Genomic DNA, 17,481 nt, shown 5'->3' with positions numbered 1-17,481 from the left:
AATCCTTCGTCAGAGCAGGTCGGTGAGAAGTTGGATGGGCCCGAGCCGGGACCACGGGGAGCGGTCCAGGGACAGCAGGCACTGCTGGCATTTGACGACCTGGAACCAGCCGCCTTCGGATACCACGGGGTAGCGGCGGAGTTCCTCGGCACCGCATCGCGGGCAGTGGCCGTCGACAGGGGTTCGTTCGAGAACCGGGGTGGGTGGGCTGTCGTGTTCTTCGATCATGGTGGGCACAACTCCAGGTGCTCTCGGAGACGGGAGCGCAGGTGCGCTGGTCGTCACGACGCTATGGGGATGGGATCTGCGTCACAATCCTTCTGGCGAAGGCCGACATCCAGTTTCCGAACGCCGTGCGCGGTGCGCATCCGCGGCCACCTGCAGGTTCGTCCCGATATGATGTATTATTCTGACCGGCACTACGGCGGCGTGGGTGAAATCCGGCCACGCCGGGTCTCAGGAGGTGGGGCGCGTGAGCGACCGACAGCTGAACTTCCGCACGGCGGATCTCGAAGCCGCGCACGCCCAGGTCACGAAGACGTTCGCGGGTCACGACGTGCACGTGCCGGACGATCGGGAAGTGGACTTCCGACTGGATCTCGCGCCGGCTCCGCGCTTGACGATCGGCCGGATGTCGTACGGGGCGGCGGTGACCCTGCACGGGCCGCCGATGCGTCTCTGCTACCACGTGAATCTGCCCGTCACCGGTGCGAGCACGGTCGAGCAGGGCGGTGTGCGCCGAAGCTTCGTCGCGGGGGAGGCGGGTGTGGCGTTCGGGCCGCAGGCTCCCGTGCTGGTGCAGTGGAGTGCGGATTCGTGGCAGTACCACATCAAGTTGCCGAAAGACCCGCTCGAGGCGCACGCGGCGAAGCTGACGGGCCGCCCGATCGGGGAGGAGATCTGCTTCGATCTGACGTTCGATCTGAGGTCCAGCGCCGCGCAGGCGCTCGTCGCGACCGCCGGGTTCCTGTACGCGGAGCTCTCCCGGCCGGACGGCATCTCCACGATGCCCGCTGCCTGCCACGAACTCGAATCGGCCCTCATGACACAACTGCTCATGACGGTGCCGAGTCAGTTCACCCCGGAGTTGCGCGGACAACCCCCTCACACCCGGCGGTCCAAGATCCGCGAGATCGTGGACTACGTCGACCGGCATCCGGAGGACGACATCACCACGGCCGATCTCGCGTCGATGGCCGGAGTGAGCGAACGCGCCCTGCAGGCGGGCTTCCGTGAGGTGGTCGGGATGTCGCCGACCGCCTATCTCCGCGGCGTCCGACTCGATCGGGTGCACCTCGATCTCGCTTGTGGCTCTTCGGGTTCCGTCACGGACATCGCCGCGCGCTGGGGTTTCTACCATCCCGGCCGGTTCGCTCAGCAGTACCGGGCCCGGTTCGGGTTCCTTCCCTCGGAGACCGTGCTGCGCTCACGACGCTGAGCCGGATCCGCCACGTCGATTCGGGCGGCGGGTGTGCGGTGAGATCGATATATATAATGTTTCACACTGCGGCGAGAGGCGGCATGACCGTGGCGGAATCCGTCCGGCGGGAGGCCCTGGAACTCCGGGGCGCCCACGGCGACACACTGATCGGCGACCGATGGACGTCCCCGCGCCAGGATCGGGGGACCGTGCTGCTGTTGCACGGCGGCGGTCAGACGCGGCACTCCTGGGAGCGCACCGCGCGACGCCTCGCCGGTGCGGGATGGCAGGCGATCACGGTGGATGCCCGCGGGCACGGCGACAGTGAATGGTCACAGGCCGGCTACACGCTGGACTTCTTCGTCGCCGACCTCCATGCGACGATCGCGCAGATCGGCTCCGCTCCGGTCGTCGTCGGGGCATCCCTGGGTGGACGGACGGCGCTCGCGGCCGTGGGTGAGCGGCCCGGATCGGTGTCGGGTCTGGTGCTGGTGGACATCGCGCACCGGGTGGACCCGGACGGGCGGGAGCGAGTGAAGGACTTCATGGCCGGCGCGCCGAACGGGTTCGCCACTCTCGAGGACGTCGCCGCCGCGGTCGACGCCTACCGGCCCGCGCCGCGACGACGCCGGAACCTGGACGGGTTGAAGAAGAATCTCCGGCAGCGGGCCGACGGCCGCTGGTACTGGCACTGGGATCCGCGGTTTCTCGAGTTCACGACGGACGGTGCGAACGTCGACGCCGACCGGCTGTCACGGGCGGCCCGCAACGTCACCGTGCCCACCCTGCTCGTCCGCGGGAAGAAGTCGGACATGGTCACCGCCGAGGCGGCCGCCGAGATCCGCGACCTGGTGCCGACGGCGGAGGTGGTCGAGGTGGGTGCCGGTCACATGGTCGCCGGCGACGACAACGACGTCTTCACCGCTCACCTGCAGGACTTTCTCGTCGGCCGGGTGCGTCAGCAGGCCGTGGACAGTTGACCGAAGCGAGGCCGCGGGCGATCAGCCCGCGTTGGCCTCGGCGTCGGTATCCCACAGTCCGCGCTGCTCGAGTTCGTCGATCAGGTGATCCGCGCCGTCCAGGATGTGCGACTCCATGATCGTCTTCGCCCTCTTGCCCGCGTGCTTCTTCAGTGCATCGAGCAGGAGGGGATGTTCCTCCTGGGTCGTGGTGACATGACCCTCGATGGTGGCGTAGAAGCGGTTCGGAAGATTCGTGACGACGGACCCGAGGAGGCGGGCGAGACGCGGTGAGTCCGCGATCAGGTTGATCTTTCGGTGGAACGCGTGCCCGAGGGACGAAATGCGCTCGGTGTCGCCCTGTGCGATGGCGTCCTCGTGCTGCTTCAGGATTCCCTCGAGTTCGGCGATCTGCTGGGGCGTGATGTTCTTCGCGGCCCGTGCGGCCAGTTCGGCGGCCAGCTGAGCCTGGGCCCAGAACAGATCACGCACGTCCTGCTTCGTGAACGGGGCCACGACGAAGCCGCGCCGGGGGACCATCTCCACGAAGCCTTCGCTCCGAAGGGCGAGGAGCCCCTCGCGGACGGGTGTGGTGCTGACTCCGACAGCTTCGGCGATCCGCTCGATACGGAGGAAGTCGCCGGCACGCACCTCGCCGGAGATGATCATCTCGCGGACGTACGTGGCAACTTCCTCGGGCAGTTGCTGTCGTCTTGACCTGTCATTCAGGGGCATCGTCGGTCGCACCTTCCCGGATTCGAAAGACTCGACATAATGTACCATCCGCGCCCGCGTGGCCGACCGTGGCCTGAGCCGTGCCCGAAATACCCGATTCCCGCGAGCGGGCGAGTGCGCGCCCTCGTCGCAATTTTCTCGCAGTCGGGTCGGTCACAGTTCGGAGTCGACATAATCCACGACACATCATATATTGTTCCGAGTGTGATCTGTGTCGCACCGACTGTCGGTGCTACGAGCGAGAGGGACCTGATGAGCACAACGAACGATGGGGCGTCGCGCGTGGGGATGCGCCCGTATCAGATTGCATCCGTGGTCTTTTGCATGTTCCTGAACATGCTGGACGGATACGACGTCCTCGTGATGGGTTTCGCGATGCCGCATCTGCCGGAGGGCTTCGCGACCAATCCGGAGAAGGGCTACCTGATCAGTGCCGCCCTCGCCGGGATGGCGGTCGGCGCGATCGGCCTCGCCCGCTTCGCCGACGTCATCGGCAGGCGGCGCATTCTGCTGGTCGGCCTCGCCGCCAACACCCTGGGCCTGACCGCGTCGGCGCTGTCGAACGGTTTCGCGATGCTCCTGGTGACCCGCTTCGTCACCGGCATCGCGATCGGGACCATCAGCGTCGTCATCATCGTCCTGTGCCAGGAAGTCGTCCCGCCCAATCGGCGAAGTGTGGCGCTCGGCCTGGTCATGGTCGGCTATCCGCTCGGCACGACGCTCGCCGGCTTCGCGGGCGCCGGGCTCGTGGCACTGGCAGGCGGGGCGTGGCAGGGCATGTTCTGGATCGGCGCCGCGCTGGGGGTCCTGTCGTTCGTGGTGACCGTCGCCTTCCTCCGCGAATCGGACGCCTTCTTGGCCCGCAAGGGAACGAAGACGGAACCCGACCAGACGATCCCCGCGCCGCAGAGCGAGGTCCGTCTGCTCGGCCGGGAACTGCGATCGCGCACACTCCTCCTGACGTTCGGATACTCGATGCTCACCGCCGGGTACTACTTCGTCGGCACCTGGACGCCGCAACTGATCAAGGACGCCAGTGGTGACGCGGGGAGCGGTGCGCTGGCCGGCATCATGATCAGCTTCGGTGCGGTGGTCGGAGGATGCCTGTTCGGCGCGTTCGGCTTGCGGTTCCCCGGCGCGCGGATCGCGGTGATCACCTCGGCCGTGTCCGCCGCGGCGATCGCCGGGTTCGCACTCACGCTGCAGGGACCGTTCGCGCTGGCCATGGCCGGGCTTCTCGGCGCAGGCACCTTCGCGGCCATGTCCGGGTTCACCTCCACGTCGACGGCGGCGTACCCCGTGCTCGCGCGTGCCAAGGGCTATGGAGCAATGATGGGCGTCGCCCGCGCGGGGGCCATCCTGTCGCCGATCGTCGCGGGGTACGCGCTCAGTGTCATGACACCGCGCGCGATGTACCTCGCCGTCATCGTGCCTCTCGTGCTCGCGGCCGTCGCGGCGATCGCTCTCACCCGCATCACCCGAGACCAGGTCGGCAGCGAATCGAGCCGGACGGCCCGGGCGCTCGCCACTACCGAGTAGCCGCAGAACGAGGAAGGGCCGCTCGGGAGATCCCGAGCGGCCCTTCCTCGTGCGGGTGGGTCAGTCGAACAGGATGACGCCGCGGATGTTCTTGCCGTCCTTCAGGTCCCGGTATCCCTGATTGATGTCGTCGAGCCGGTAGGTGCGGGTGATCATGTCGTCGAGGTTGAGCTGTCCGGCCTTGTACATGTTCAGGAGCCGGCCCACGTCCCACGTGCCGTTCGACGAGCCGAAGACGCATCCCTGCAAGCGCTTCTGGGACAGCGTCAGGTCGGCGATCGGGATGGGCAGCCCCACGCGGGAATGCTCACCGACGGCGGTGACGACGACGGTGCCCGCCTTGCGGACCGAGGCGAGTGCCTGGGCGACGTGCTCGGGCTCGAGCACACCGACGGTGATGACGAGGGCGTCCGCGCCCTGACCGTTGGTGTACTGCTTGGCGAGTTCGGCTCCCTCCTCGATGGTCGCGACGGCGTGGGTGGCGCCGAACGTCTTGGCGCTGTCCCGTTTGAAGGCGACGGGGTCGACGGCGATGACGTGCGACGCGCCGGCGTGCCGAGCACCCTGCAGCGCGGCGGAGCCGAGTCCGCCGATGCCCATCACGATGACGGTGTGTCCGGGTTCGACGTTGCCGAGATTGACTGCCGATCCCCAGCCGGTGCTCACACCGCAGCCGACGAGGCAGGCCTTGTCGAGTGGAATGTCCTTGTCGATCTTGACGACCGAGTTGATGGAGACCGTCGTCGTCTCGAGGAACGTGGAGATGCCGCACATCTGCCCGACCGGGGTTCCGTCGGTCGTCCGCACCCGGAACGTCCCGTCCGTCCAGCGCGGGCCTGCGAGGATGCCGGCGGCGAGATTGCACAGGCTCTGCAGGTTGCTGGAACACCAGCGGCAGTGGCCGCAGGACGGGATCGCGGAGAAGACGACGTGGTCGCCGACCTCGATTCCCTTGTAGTTGGGGGACGCCTTCGTCACGATGCCTGCGCCCTCGTGCCCGAGGGCGAACGGGTACATGCCGACCGGGATGTCCCCGGTGACGTGATGGTCGTCGGAGTGGCACATGCCGCTCGCGACGAGTTTGACCTGGACCTCGTCGTCGCGGGGATCTTCCAGTTCGAGGTCGATCACCTCCAGTTCGCCGGGGACCTGCCGGATGACTGCGCCGCGAGTTCTCATGCTTCTCCTTGGGGTTGGTGAGTGGGATGTGACTGGTGTCAGTCGGCGAGCCGGGTGACCACGGACTTCGTCTCGAGGTATTCGGCGAGTGCCTCGGCGCCGTTCTCACGGCCCCAGCCGGACTGCTTGTATCCGCCGACCGGCATCTGCACACCGCCCGCGCGGTGGACGTTGATGCCGATTCGGCTCGCCCGCAGCCGATGCGCGATCGAGTGGGCTCGGGCGACGTCGCGGGTCCAGACGCTGCCCGCGAGTCCGTATTCGGTGTCGTTGGCGGCGGTCACGGCGTCGTCGAGGTCGGTGAATTTCACGACGCCGAGCACGGGACCGAAGATCTCTTCGCGGATCATTGCCATCGACGGGTCGGCGTCGACCACCACGGTCGGTTCGTAGAAGTAGCCGGTGTCGCCGATTCGATTGCCGCCGGCGATAATCCGCGCCCCGGCCGCGACGCCGCTCTCGACGTATCCGTGCACCCGGTCGAGGTGCCGCTGCGAGATAAGGGGCCCGAGGTCGACGTCCGGGTCGGTGCCGTAGCCGACCTTCAGGTTGCGGCCGAACTCGGCGACCCCGTCGGATACCTCGTCGGCGATGTCCCGATGGACGAACAGGCGGGAGCCGGACGTGCAGATCTGTCCGGAGTTCCAGAAGATTCCGGTGGCGACGCCCGGGATGACGGTGTCCAGATCCGCGTCCGGCAGCACGATCATCGCCGACTTGCCGCCGAGTTCGAGCGAGACCTTCTTGAGGTTGCCCGCGGCGGCGTGCACGATCTGCCTGCCGACGTGGGTCGACCCGGTGAAACTCACCTTGTCGACGCCGGGGTGCGCGGCGAGCGGAGCGCCGACCCGCGGCCCGAATCCGGTGACGACGTTGACGACGCCGGCCGGCAATCCGGCGTCGAGGAGCAGTCGGCCGACGGCGAGCGCGCTGAGGGACACCTCCTCGGAGGGCTTGAGCACACATGAGCATCCGGCGGCGAGCGCCGGTGCCAGTTTCTGCGCGGTCGCGACGACGGGGGCGTTCCACGGCACGATCAGTGCGGCCACGCCGACGGCTTCCTTGCGGGTGTATCCCTGGAATCGCGTTTCGGCAGGGCCGATCTCGACGCTCTTGCCCTCGACCTTGTCGGCCCAGCCGGCGAAGTACCGGAACTGATTGACCGCCTCGCCGACCATGAGTCGTGCCTGGGAGACGGGCATGCCTGCGTCCATGCTCTCCAGTGCGGCAAGATCGTCGGCCCGGCTCTCCAGCAGGTCGGCGATGCGCCACAGGATCAGCGACCGTTGCTGGCCCGACAGTCGCAGCCAGCGCCCGTCGTCGAAGGAGCGGCGCGCGGCGGCCACCGCGGCGTCGACGTCGGCCTCGGTGCCGTCGGCCACCCGGGCCACCTGTTCCCCGGTGCCGGGATCGATCGCGGGGAACGACGCGCCCTCGGCCGCGGGCACCCAGGAACCGTCGATCAGGAGTCGTTCCGGCTCGATGAGTTCTTTCAGTGCCTGTGCACCCGTGGTCGACGTCATCTGCTACCTCCGACTGGTTCCTACATTATGAGTACATGGTACAAAATATATATAAGAGGCCTGTGATGCACGGTGCTTTGTATATCATGCGTGACGCGGCTCACACGGTGCCGCGACTTCCCCCTTCCGGGCTCGAGGAGGCACGACGTGGCCAGTTCCGGCACCATCAAGCATTTGTGGGCGCTCGACGCACCCATGCTGAAGGTCGACAAAAGCATCATGATCCTGGGTGCGGGCGGTGAGCTGGTGTCGCTGCCGTCGCCGTCGTTCCTGATCGAGCACGCGGAGCACGGACTGCTCATATTCGACACCGGTCTCGCCGGCGCAGGCGATCCCGCATCCACCTACGGCCCGCTCGCGGAACTGTTCATGATCGATTTCCCCGCCGAGCGTGCCCTCGACCGCCAGCTGGAGTCGCTCGGATTCTCCACCGCCGGCGTCGAGCGGGTGGTGATCTCGCATCTGCACTTCGATCACACCGGCGGCCTCGAGCATTTCGCCGGGGCGCAGGGATACATCGGATCCGGAGAGCTGCGGTACGCCCGCACACCCGACAATCACGTCACGGGCTTCTTTCGGCAGGAAGATCTCGACGCGGCCGGTCGGATCGACTGGTGCGAAGTGCCTGCCGGATACGACCACGACGTGTTCGGCGACGGCAGCGTCGTCGTGCTGTCGCTGCCCGGGCAAACGCCGGGTTCGCTCGGGCTGAAACTCCGCCTGCCGGACGGCAGCACGCTGGTCCTGTCCGGCGACGTCGCGCACATCCAGGACAACATCAGCTGCTGCGTCGGCATGCCCGCGGACTCCGATACCGTCGGCGCGATCGAATCGCTGAAGAAGCTCAAACTGCTTCGCAGTCAGCCCAACACGACCGTGGTGGTCAACCACGACATCGACGACTGGAATCGCCTCCGCGCGAACGGGCGGCAGGTCGTCTAGGCCCCGGACCCCGTGGTCGCTAGACTCGGGTGGTGGACATCCGGGACGCCGAATACCTGGTCGCCGTGGCCGATCACGGCAGCGTCACCGAGGCTGCGCGGGCGCTGTTCATCGCGCAGCCGTCGCTGTCGCAGGCGATCCGCACTCTCGAACGCGATCTGGGTGTCGAACTGTTCGATCGCGGGGGACGGAAGCTGCGGATCACCCCGGCGGGCGCGTCGTTCGCGCATGCGGCGCGGCAGGTGCTCGCGGACGTCGCGCGGGCGCGGGCCGTCGTGCACGACGTCGCCGAACTGCGGTCCGGCACGCTCACGATCGCCGTTCTCAATTCGCTTGCCGCCGATCCGCTTCCGCGTCTGGTCGGCCGATTCCACCGACAGTTCCCGAGTGTGGTCCTGTCCACGGTGTCGGCGGACGGTCCCGACGGCGTCGGCCGCGCGGTCCGGTCGGGGGAGTGCGACCTCGGGCTCACCGAACTGCTCGTCGACCAGCAGGGCCTCGAGTTCCGGACGGTGGGGGGGCAGGAGATCGTGCTCGCACTGCACGCCGACCTGGCGATCGAACTCCCCGATCCGGTGCCCGTCGGTCTGCTCTCCGACATTCCGATGATCGTCGAGATCGGGTCGCGCCCACGACTGCCGGTGAACAACATCGCCGTCGAATGTGCGCATCGCCAGTCGATGTGGGAACTGGTGGTCCAGGGTGCGGGGGCGACCCTGCTCCCGCGGCGCGTCGCCGAGCAGGAACTACCGGGCGTCGTGGTCCGCTCGCTCGCGCCGCCCGAGGTGCGGACCGTCGGGATCGTGCACCGGCCGGATCCGCTTCCGCCCGCCGCGGCGGCGTTCATCACTGCGCTCGACGAGACTCACGACGCGAGCGTGCCAAGGAAGGCGCGGCCGGCGGGCGACAGCCTGGCCTCGTCGTAGATCACTCCGTACGGGGCGGTGATCGGTGGATCGAGTGGGCAGATTCGTGCTCCGCCGCCGGCGGCCCGTTCCGCAAGTGTGCGTTCCATGAACGACATTCCCACACCCTCGACGACGAACGCGCCGACGGCTTCCCGCTGTTCGACGACGGCCGACAGGGTGGTCCGCCGCCCCGCGGCCTGCAGCGCCTTCTCGATGACGGTGCGCGAAGACGACTCCTTGGGCAGCCCCACCACGGGAATGTCCGGAAGGTCGTCGAGCGGGAACGGATCCCGCCACACGATCTCGGCGTCGTGCGGGACCACCAGCCAGTATTCGTGGATTCCGAGGACGCGGGTCGTCAATCCCGGTGCGGAAAAAGGAAAATGACTGAAGGCGATCTCGCAGTGTCCGTCCCGGATCAGCGATCCGACGACGTCGACCGGACGCAGGTCGGCGAGCCGGACGACGACACCCGGATACTGCTTGCGGAAGGACCCGATCAGTTCCGTGACAGGGCCTTCCGCGACGTGCGCCGACGCGCAGATGTCGAGGCGGCCGCGCGGCAGACCCGACACGTCGACCAATGAGCTCTCGGCGGCTACCAGGTCTCGCACGATCTGCCGCGCGGGGCCGACGAACGCCTTGCCCGCCGCGCTGAGCACGAGACCGCGGCCCACGCGGTGGAACAGGTCGACACCGAGGTCACGCTCGAGATTGCGCAGCCCCTTCGACAACGACGGCTTCGTGACGCCCAGGGCCTCGGCCGCGAGCGCGAGGCCGTCGTTGTCGACGGTGGCGAGAAAGTACTCCACGTGACGCGACTCCACCAGTGAAGACTACTGCGTGACCTCGCGCCGGCTGTCAGATGTGACGTCCGCCGGTGACTTCGAGGACGGTGCCCGTCATGTAGCTGGACAGGTCGGACGCGAGGAACAGCGCAACGTTCGCGATCTCCTCGGGCTCGGCGCCCCGGCCCATCGGGACCTCCTTGAGCTTCGCTTCGATGATGTCGGCGCGCAGGGCCCGGATCATGTCGGTGTTCACCACGCCGGGCTGGATCGCGTTGACCCGCACGCCGAGGTGGGCGACCTCCTTCGCGGCGGCCTTGGTCAGGCCCACCATGCCGGCCTTCGCGGCGCTGTAGTTGGTCTGCCCGACCATGCCGACCTTGCCCGAGATCGACGAGATGTTGACGATCGAGCCCTTGCCCGCCTCCCGCATCGCGATCGACGCGATCTGGGTGCCCAGCCACGCGCCCTGCAGGTGGACGTCGATGACGGAGCGGAAATCGGCGAGCGACATCTTGCGCAGCGTCGCATCGCGGGTGATGCCGGCGTTGTTGACCCACACATCCATCGCACCGAAACTGTCGAGCGCCGTCTTGCCCAGGTTCTGCATCTGATCCGGGTCGGTCACGTCACAGGCCACGGCGACGGCCTGGAAGCCGTCGGCCTCGAGCTTGGCGGCCGCGCCCTTCACGTTGTCGGCGTGCATGTCGCCGAGGACGACCGATGCGCCCTCGCTCGCGAACTTCCTGGCCATCTCGAAACCGATGCCCTGGGCTGCGCCCGTGACGACGGCGACCCGTCCCTCGAGAAGTGTCATGTGTGTGTTCCTTCCTCAGTTGTACGAACGTCTTCGGCGTGCGGGGTCAGGCGGTCGCGCAGCGCGGACCGCAGGACCGCACCCCGCGGGGACAGGGGCAACTCGTCGACGAACACCACTTCCCGCACCTTCTTGTACGGCGGCACCGCGGCGGCCACGAACTCGATCAGTTCCTCGGCGGTCGGGTGCGCTGCGTCGGCCACCACGAACGCGACCGGCATCTCTCCGACCCCGGGGACGGAGCGGCCGACCACCACGGCGTCGAGAACGCCCCGCCGTGACAGCAGCAACTGTTCGAGTTCCTGCGGATCGACGGTGTAGCCCTTGTAGAGGAGTGCATCCTCGGGTCTGCCAACCATGTCGAATATCGAATTCCATCTCGCCGGGAGTTTATTTGTCCGCGAATATGCCCGAATTGAAATCCGGGCGGTCGACATCTATTCAAGTGCCTCGGACCGCCGCGGTCAAAGACGCGGAAGGAAACCGACAGTTGCCTTCTTCCTATGGGTCGTAAACAGCCTCTGCGCTGCGAGTTCTCGTTCGGAGACCGCGCTTGACAGCCGGGCCTGGTTGCTGGATATTCACCTCATGGCTGAACGCGAAGTGAGTGACGAAGACTTCAAGGACATTCTCGCGCAGACGAGGACCTTTATTCAGAAGGAAGTAATTCCCAGGGAAAATGAAATCGCGGAAAAGGATCTGATTCCGGACGACATTCGCCGTAAGGCGGCGGAGATGGGTCTGTTCGGGTACGCCATCCCGCAGCAGTGGGGCGGGCTCGGACTCGACCTCACGCAAGACGTGGAAATGGCGATGGAGTTCGGGTACACGAGCCTGGCGTTGCGGTCGATGTTCGGCACCAACAACGGGATCGCCGGCCAGGTGCTGGTGAACTTCGGTACGGACGAGCAGAAGTCGGAATGGCTCGAGCGCATCGCGTCGGGCGACGTGGTCGCCTCGTTCGCGCTGACCGAGCCGGAGGCCGGATCGAACCCGGCGGGCCTGACCACGCGCGCCGTCCTGAAGGACGGCAAGTGGACGATCAACGGCACCAAGAGGTTCATCACGAACGCGCCGCTGGCCGATCTGTTCGTCGTGTTCGCGCGCACCCGTCCCGCCGACGAGACCGGCACCGGCATCGCGGTGTTCCTCGTCCCCGCAGACACCGCCGGTGTGGTGGTCGGGCCGAAGGACAAGAAGATGGGCCAGGAAGGTGCCTGGACGTCCGAGGTGGCGTTCGACGACGTCGTCGTCGGCGAGTCCGCGCTGGTCGGCGGCAGTGAGGAAGCCGGCTACCGCGCCGCTATGACGTCTCTCGCCCGCGGCCGCGTCCACATCGCGGCGCTCTCGGTGGGCAGTGCCCAGCGTGCGCTCGACGAGTCCGTCGCCTTCGCGGCGGTCACGAAGCAGGGCGGCACCCCGATCGGCGACTTCCAGCTGGTGCAGGCCATGCTCGCCGACCAGCAGGTGGGCGTGTCCACGGGCCGCGCGCTGGTCCGGGACGCGGCGCAGAAGTACGTCAGCGGCGAGGACCGCCGGATCTCCCCGTCCGTCGCGAAGCTGTACTGCACGGAAATGGTAGGCAAGGTCGCCGATCTGGCGGTGCAGGTCCACGGTGGAAGCGGATACATGAGAGACGTTCCGGTGGAACGGATCTACCGTGAGGTCCGGTTGCTGCGCCTGTACGAGGGCACCAGCGAGATCCAGCGCCTGATCATCGGCGGCGGACTCGTCCGCGAAGCCAAGAAAGCGCTCTGACCCATGTACGACGCAGTGATCTGTGAACCTGTCCGCACCCCCGTCGGGGGATTCGGTGGCATCTACCGCGACGTTCCCGTCACCACCCTGGCGTCGACGGTGCTGAAGGGCCTGATCGAGCGGACGTCGCTGACGTGCGAGGACATCGACGACGTCATCTTCGGTCAGGGCTACGCCAACGGTGAGGCGGCGGCCATCGGCCGGATCGCTGCGCTCGACGCCGGTCTCGACGTCACGGTCCCCGGCGTCCAGCTCGACCGCCGGTGCGGCTCCGGGCTCCAGGCGGTGATCTACGCGGCCATGCAGGTGCAGACCGGGATGAGTGATCTGGTGATCGCGGGCGGCGCCGAGTCGATGAGCCAGACCGAGTTCTACAGCACCGGGATGCGCTGGGGCGTCAAGGGCGTGTCGGTGGAGTTCCACGACCGGCTGGCCAAGCCTCGCACCAACTCCGGCGGCGTGAACTTCCCCGTCGAGGGCGGCATGATCGAAACCGCGGAGAATCTCCGCCGCGAGTACTCGATCAGCCGCGAGGAGCAGGACGCGTACGCCGCCGAATCCCATGCGCGTGCGATCCGCGCGCAGGACGGCGGTCTGTTCGACGCCGAGACGATCCCGGTGACGGTGCCCGGCAGGCGCGGCAAGGATCCGGTCGTCCACACCGCCGACGAGCACCCGCGCCGCGACGTCACCGTCGAATCGCTGTCGGCGCTGCGGCCCATCCGGTCGCGCGTCGACCCGGAGGCGACCGTCACCGCGGGCAACGCGTGCGGCCAGAACGACGCCGCCGCGGCCGCGATCGTTACCACCCCCGAGAACGCCGAACGGCTGGGACTGCGCCCGTTCGCCCGGCTCGTCAGCTGGGGCGTGGCAGGAGTGGAGCCGAACCGGATGGGCATCGGCCCGGTTCCGGCCGTGGACAAGGCTCTCACGCGGGCGAAGCTCACCCTGAACGACATCGATCTCCTCGAGATCAACGAGGCGTTCGCGGCGCAGGTGCTGGCGTGCGCTCGGGAGTGGAAGTTCGACGAGTCCGACATGCGGGACAGGTTCAACGTCAACGGATCCGGCATCTCGCTCGGTCACCCCGTCGGTGCCACCGGTGGCCGCATCCTGGCCAACCTGGTCCGCGAACTGGACCGCCGTCAGGCCCGCTACGGCATCGAGACGATGTGCATCGGCGGCGGCCAGGGCATCGCAGCCGTATTCGAGAACGTCAACATCTGACCGTCCCCACCCTGCCCGGTACCGGGCCGACCCGAAGAGAGCTCATGCGCGTATTTCAGAACATCGACGACGTCGAAGCTGCAGTCGGCGAACATCTCGGCCACAGTGACTGGTTCGAGATCACGCAGGACCGCGTGAACGTGTTCGCCGACGCCACCGGCGACCACCAGTGGATCCACGTCGACCCCGAGCGGGCCGCCGAGGGCCCGTTCGGCGCCCCCATCGCCCACGGCTACCTCACGCTGTCGTTGCTGCCGAAGCTCGGGGCCGACCTGATGCGGGTCGAGGGCACGAAGCTGGTGATCAACTACGGACTCAACAAGGTTCGCTTCCCGAAGCCGGTGAAGGTGGGAGCGTCGATCCGGGTCGGCGGTGAGATCGCGGCGTTCGAGCACACGAAGCAGGGCGCGCAGGTCGTCGTCAAGTACACCATCGAGATCAAGGGCGAGGACAAGCCGGCGTGCGTCGCCGAGACCGTCCGCGTCCTGGTCGCCTGAAACGAGGAACAACATGCGAAGAGCAGCACTGGTAGCCCCCGTCCGCACCGCCGTCGGCCGCTTCGGCGGCGGACTGCGCGACGTACCCGCCGAGAGCCTTGCGGCGGCCGTCATCAAGGAGACCGTCGCACGGTCGGGCATCGACCCCGAACTCATCGAGGACGTAGCGATGGGGCAGTCGTACGCCAACTCCGAGGCCCCGTGCATCGGACGGTGGGCCGCACTCGAAGCGGGACTGCCGATTTCCGTCGCCGGACTGCAGACCGACCGCCGCTGCGGCACCGGACTGCAGGCCCTCGTGACCGCGTCGATGATGGTGCAGACCGGCGCCGCGGACGTCGTCCTCGCCGGCGGTGTCGAGTCGATGAGCAACATCGAGCACTACACGACCGGGGCCCGCTGGGGCACCCGCGCCGGATCGCTGAACCTCTACGACCGCCTCGACCGCGGCCGGGAGCGCTCCCAGCCGGAGTGGCGGTTCGGGAAGATCAGCGGAATGATCGAGACCGCCGAGAACGTCGCGACACGGTGCGGCATCGGCCGCGAGGAATCCGACGCGTTCGCCGCCGACAGTCACGCCAAGGCCCACGCCGCCTGGGAGGCAGGCAAGTTCGACGACGAGGTGATTGAAGTGAAGATCACCGACCGCAAGGGCAACGTCTCGGTGGTGGCGCGTGACGAGGGCATCCGCCCGGACACCACCGCCGAGTCGCTGGCACGGCTGCGCAGTGTCGTCAAGGACGGTGTCGTCACCGCGGGCAACGCGAGTCAGCAGAACGACGCGGCGTCGTCGATGCTCGTCGTCGCCGAGGACAAACTCGACGAACTGGGGCTCGAACCGATGGGTTTCCTCACCGGGTGGGCCGCCGCCGGGTGTGAACCGGGACTGATGGGACTCGGTCCGGTCGCGGCCGCGTCGAAGCTGTTCCGCCGCACCGGTGCGAGCTTCGACGACTTCACGCTGATCGAGCTGAACGAGGCGTTCGCCTGCCAGGTGCTCGGGGTCCTGAAGGAATGGGGTTTCGAGGACCGGGACCGCCTCAACGTCAACGGGTCCGGCATCTCGCTCGGGCACCCGATCGGCGCCACGGGCGCACGGATGACGACCACCGCGCTGCACGAGTTGAAGCGGCGTGGTGGCGGCAAGGCGCTCGTCACGATGTGCATCGGCGGTGGGCAGGGTATGGCCGCCGTCGTCGAGGGTGTCTAACCCCGGCTGACCCTGGCGTCCGCCGGCTCCGATGTCGGGGCCGGCGGACGCGACATCACGTTGTTGACGAGCAGCGCCGCGAAGACGACCGCGCAGCCGACGGCGCCGACGGCGAGAGCGGTCCTGATCCCACCCTCGGTGGGATGCAGGTCCGGTGCCAGGTTCGCGGCGAGCACCGCGCCCGCGACGGCGCTGCCGAACGAGCCGCCGACGGTGCGCAGCACCTGGTTGAAGCTCACGGCGCTGCCGAGTTCGGTGTCCGCGACACTGCGGGCGATCAGGGCGGGCATCGCCGCGTACGTCATACCCATTCCCATGCCGAATCCGAACATGCCGATCAGGATTTCCCACAGTTCGTCGTGCGCGAACCAGAGCAGCACGCTCGAGGCCGTCACGAGTCCCGCCCCGGAGAGCAGCAGCGTTCGCATGCGTACCCGCTGCGAGAGCGCGCGCACGAGTCGGTTCGCGCCGAAACTCGCCACCGACAGCGGAAGCATCACGAATCCGGCCCAGAACAGCGGCAGCGCGATGCCGTACCCGGTGGAGGCGGGCGCCTGCGCGATGAGGCTGCCGATCGAGAGTCCGATGTACATCGTGGCGCCGAGACCGATCGCGGTGCTGTTCGCGACCAGTACGTCGCCGTTGCGCAGTACCCGCAGGTTGATCAGCGGATTCGGGGTGCGCAGTTCCACGACGCACCACAGCGTCAGCAGTATCGCCGCGGCGGCGAAGAATCCGATGGTCCACGGGGAGGTCCATCCCCACCGCGATCCCTCGCTGACGCCGACGAGCAGTGACGCGAGACCCGTTCCGACCAGCAGAGCGCCGGGGACGTCGAGAGTGCACCGAGGTGCCCGCTCGTCCGGTCCCGCGGGAATCACCCGCCAGACGACGACGATGGTGGTGATCAGGAACAGAGCCGCGAACCAGAAGGCGAAGCGGAATCCGAGAAGGTCGGCGAGGATGCCGGTCAGGGGGTATCCGAGCCCGAGGCCGGTGGTCACCGTCACCGACAGGCTCGAGATGCCGACGCGGGCCTGGCTGTCGGGGAGGTAGCGGCGGGCGAGCGCGATCGTCACCGGAACGATCCCGTACGTGAGTCCCTGCAGAGCGCGTCCGATCAGGAAGACGGTGAAGTTGGGAGCGGACGCGGCGATGATCGAGCCGGCGAGGATCGTCGCCAGGGAGCACAGGAGCAGGCGCTTCTTGTGGGGTCCGTCGCTCAGCCGGCCCATGATCGGCGTGGCGATCGCCCCGACCAGGAGGTTGACGGTGAGCATCCACTGTCCCGTGCTCACCTCGACGTGCATGTCCTGGGAGATCGTGGGCACCAGCAGCATGCCGAGGGAACTGACGACCGCGGTGGTCAGGGCGGCATAGGCGAGGGCAGGCAGTAACCGGGGGTGTGTCGCGGCGTCAGTCGGTGGGTGCATCGTCCACCAACTTGCGCAGAATCGGGATCAGGGAGTCCAGAGTCGCTTTCTCTTCCGCCGTCAACCGCTCCGCGATGGCGTGTTCCAGCCACTCGAGGCCCTTCGACCGCTCTTGCGTCAGCCTCTCGCGACCGGCATCGGTGAGCTCGATCCAGATCCGGCGTCGGTCTTGCTCGTCGGGGGTGCGCGCCACCAGGCCGAGACCTTCGAGTTCACGCACGGCCGTCGCGATCGCCTGCGGCGTGATCTTCTCGGCCGACGCGAGTGTCGAGGCCGACGTTCGCCCGTGCTTCGACAGGTACGCGAGCACACCTATCTTTCCCACGGAGATCGTCCTGCCCGCGGTGAGCTGTCGCCAGATCGGGCGCAATGCTTCCCGCAGAACCTGTGCGGTGGCCTGTTCGGTGATCATGAGCAAAGCGTACAACCCAATTGATCAATTTAGTTGTCTAAATGGGGAGGCTCACACCGCCCACCGCAGGATCGCCCGCAGCGGACAGCGTCAGCGATATCCTTGAGAGCACGCCATCGAGAGGTGAGTCCACG

18 protein-coding genes are annotated in these 17,481 nt (G+C 67.5%); 9 read left to right on the top strand and 9 right to left on the bottom strand.

Annotation, left to right across the window (positions count from 1 at the left end; genetic code table 11):
* Positions 1-9: 9 nt before the first annotated feature.
* A complete protein-coding gene (locus P3H15_RS20670) occupies positions 10-228 on the bottom strand; it encodes a hypothetical protein (RefSeq protein WP_276138975.1) in 219 nt (72 codons plus the stop codon).
* Between the two features lie 244 nt (positions 229-472).
* On the opposite strand from P3H15_RS20670, the gene P3H15_RS20665 reads away from it, so the two are divergent.
* Positions 473-1,438: an AraC family transcriptional regulator gene (locus tag P3H15_RS20665; protein ID WP_276138974.1), complete on the top strand. Its 966-nt coding sequence runs from the start codon at positions 473-475 to the stop codon at positions 1,436-1,438.
* Between the two features lie 83 nt (positions 1,439-1,521).
* A complete protein-coding gene (locus P3H15_RS20660; protein ID WP_276138973.1) occupies positions 1,522-2,400 on the top strand; it encodes an alpha/beta fold hydrolase in 879 nt (292 codons plus the stop codon).
* A gap of 21 nt (positions 2,401-2,421) precedes the next feature.
* Here P3H15_RS20660 and P3H15_RS20655 read toward each other — a convergent pair whose 3' ends face one another.
* Positions 2,422-3,114, bottom strand: a complete 693-nt coding sequence (locus P3H15_RS20655; protein WP_276138972.1) for a GntR family transcriptional regulator — start codon at positions 3,112-3,114, stop codon at positions 2,422-2,424.
* 252 nt (positions 3,115-3,366) lie between these two features.
* Here P3H15_RS20655 and P3H15_RS20650 point away from each other — a divergent pair, with 252 nt between their 5' ends.
* A complete protein-coding gene (locus tag P3H15_RS20650) occupies positions 3,367-4,653 on the top strand; it encodes an MFS transporter (protein WP_276138971.1) in 1,287 nt (428 codons plus the stop codon).
* A 60-nt stretch (positions 4,654-4,713) separates the two neighbouring features.
* Here P3H15_RS20650 and P3H15_RS20645 read toward each other — a convergent pair whose 3' ends face one another.
* Together P3H15_RS20645 and P3H15_RS20640 are read right to left on the bottom strand one after the other, a co-directional pair.
* Complete coding sequence (locus P3H15_RS20645; RefSeq protein WP_276138970.1) at positions 4,714-5,832, bottom strand: NDMA-dependent alcohol dehydrogenase; 1,119 nt, start codon at positions 5,830-5,832, stop codon at positions 4,714-4,716.
* Positions 5,833-5,870: 38 nt separating this feature from the next.
* A complete protein-coding gene (locus tag P3H15_RS20640; protein WP_276138969.1) occupies positions 5,871-7,355 on the bottom strand; it encodes an aldehyde dehydrogenase in 1,485 nt (494 codons plus the stop codon).
* A 147-nt stretch (positions 7,356-7,502) separates the two neighbouring features.
* Between P3H15_RS20640 and P3H15_RS20635 the strand changes: the two genes are divergently transcribed.
* Both P3H15_RS20635 and P3H15_RS20630 read left to right on the top strand, forming a co-directional pair.
* Positions 7,503-8,297 (top strand): N-acyl homoserine lactonase family protein, encoded by a 795-nt coding sequence (locus tag P3H15_RS20635; RefSeq protein WP_276138968.1) that lies wholly within the window; start codon positions 7,503-7,505, stop codon positions 8,295-8,297.
* A gap of 32 nt (positions 8,298-8,329) precedes the next feature.
* Positions 8,330-9,223 carry a LysR family transcriptional regulator gene (locus P3H15_RS20630; RefSeq protein WP_276138967.1) on the top strand — a complete coding sequence of 298 codons (894 nt, stop codon included), beginning with the start codon at positions 8,330-8,332 and terminating at the stop codon, positions 9,221-9,223.
* Here the strand turns inward: P3H15_RS20630 and P3H15_RS20625 are convergent.
* Genes P3H15_RS20625 through P3H15_RS20615 form a run of 3 tightly spaced genes read right to left on the bottom strand, consistent with a single transcriptional unit; the run spans position 9,163 to position 11,169 of the window.
* Complete coding sequence (locus tag P3H15_RS20625; RefSeq protein ID WP_276138966.1) at positions 9,163-10,032, bottom strand: LysR family transcriptional regulator; 870 nt, start codon at positions 10,030-10,032, stop codon at positions 9,163-9,165. The genes P3H15_RS20630 and P3H15_RS20625 overlap by 61 nt on opposite strands.
* A 34-nt stretch (positions 10,033-10,066) precedes the next feature.
* Positions 10,067-10,810: a 3-oxoacyl-ACP reductase FabG gene (gene fabG / locus P3H15_RS20620; protein ID WP_072944568.1), complete on the bottom strand. Its 744-nt coding sequence runs from the start codon at positions 10,808-10,810 to the stop codon at positions 10,067-10,069.
* Positions 10,807-11,169, bottom strand: a complete 363-nt coding sequence (locus tag P3H15_RS20615) for a 4-coumarate--CoA ligase (protein ID WP_276138965.1) — start codon at positions 11,167-11,169, stop codon at positions 10,807-10,809. The genes fabG and P3H15_RS20615 overlap by 4 nt, the downstream gene beginning before the upstream one ends.
* Positions 11,170-11,398: 229 nt before the next feature.
* On the opposite strand from P3H15_RS20615, the gene P3H15_RS20610 reads away from it, so the two are divergent.
* The 4 genes from P3H15_RS20610 to P3H15_RS20595 are packed head-to-tail and all read left to right on the top strand — an operon-like array spanning position 11,399 to position 15,502.
* Positions 11,399-12,568 carry an acyl-CoA dehydrogenase family protein gene (locus P3H15_RS20610; protein WP_218271203.1) on the top strand — a complete coding sequence of 390 codons (1,170 nt, stop codon included), beginning with the start codon at positions 11,399-11,401 and terminating at the stop codon, positions 12,566-12,568.
* A 3-nt stretch (positions 12,569-12,571) separates the two neighbouring features.
* Complete coding sequence (locus P3H15_RS20605) at positions 12,572-13,795, top strand: acetyl-CoA C-acetyltransferase (protein WP_276138964.1); 1,224 nt, start codon at positions 12,572-12,574, stop codon at positions 13,793-13,795.
* A 44-nt stretch (positions 13,796-13,839) separates the two neighbouring features.
* On the top strand, positions 13,840-14,292 hold the full coding sequence (locus P3H15_RS20600; protein WP_219460086.1) for a MaoC family dehydratase: 453 nt from the start codon (positions 13,840-13,842) through the stop codon (positions 14,290-14,292).
* A gap of 13 nt (positions 14,293-14,305) precedes the next feature.
* Complete coding sequence (locus P3H15_RS20595) at positions 14,306-15,502, top strand: acetyl-CoA C-acetyltransferase (protein ID WP_276138963.1); 1,197 nt, start codon at positions 14,306-14,308, stop codon at positions 15,500-15,502.
* Here P3H15_RS20595 and P3H15_RS20590 read toward each other — a convergent pair.
* Entirely contained in the window at positions 15,499-16,935 is a 1,437-nt protein-coding gene (locus tag P3H15_RS20590) for an MFS transporter (protein ID WP_276138962.1), read from the bottom strand. The two genes, P3H15_RS20595 and P3H15_RS20590, sit on opposite strands and share 4 nt — an antisense overlap.
* A complete protein-coding gene (locus tag P3H15_RS20585) occupies positions 16,919-17,347 on the bottom strand; it encodes a MarR family winged helix-turn-helix transcriptional regulator (RefSeq protein WP_276138961.1) in 429 nt (142 codons plus the stop codon). Before P3H15_RS20585 ends, P3H15_RS20590 begins: the two co-directional genes overlap by 17 nt.
* Positions 17,348-17,481: the final 134 nt, after the last annotated feature.

The organism is Rhodococcus sp. T2V, assembly GCF_029269925.1.
GTDB classification, from domain to species: domain Bacteria; phylum Actinomycetota; class Actinomycetes; order Mycobacteriales; family Mycobacteriaceae; genus Rhodococcus_F; species Rhodococcus_F koreensis.
The sequence above is the reverse complement of the archived record's forward strand: the minus strand, read 5'-3'. Positions and strand labels throughout refer to the sequence as shown.